At 56.2% G+C, this 347-nt stretch carries 1 protein-coding gene; it reads right to left on the reverse strand.

Going from position 1 to position 347, the window contains the following annotated elements:
* A partial coding sequence (locus R0J87_RS18985) for a LacI family DNA-binding transcriptional regulator (protein ID WP_218355565.1) occupies positions 1-235 on the reverse strand: 235 nt, incomplete at its 3' end.
* Positions 236-347 lie beyond the last annotated feature (112 nt).

The following is a 347-nucleotide window of genomic DNA, read 5'->3' on the forward strand; positions in this document are numbered from 1 at the left end:
TTTGCGACGGCGCGTGCAGGGCCAGACTGGAGGTGGCAACGCCAATCAGCAACGACTGTTTGCCCGCCAGTTGTTGTGCCACGCGGTTGGGAATGTAATTCAGCTCCGCCATCGCCGCTTCCACTTTTTCCCGCGTTTTCGCAGAAACGTGGCTGGCCTGGTTCACCACGCGGGAAACGGTCTGATAAGAGACACCGGCATACTCTGCGACATCGTATAACGTTACTGGTTTCACATTCACCACCCTGAATTGACTCTCTTCCGGGCGCTATCATGCCATACCGCGAAAGGTTTTGCGCCATTCGATGGTGTCCGGGATCTCGACGCTCTCCCTTATGCGACTCCTA

The sequence above is a fragment of the Halomonas sp. SIMBA_159 genome, from assembly GCF_046536035.1.
Taxonomy (GTDB): Bacteria; Pseudomonadota; Gammaproteobacteria; order Pseudomonadales; family Halomonadaceae; genus Vreelandella; species Vreelandella venusta_A.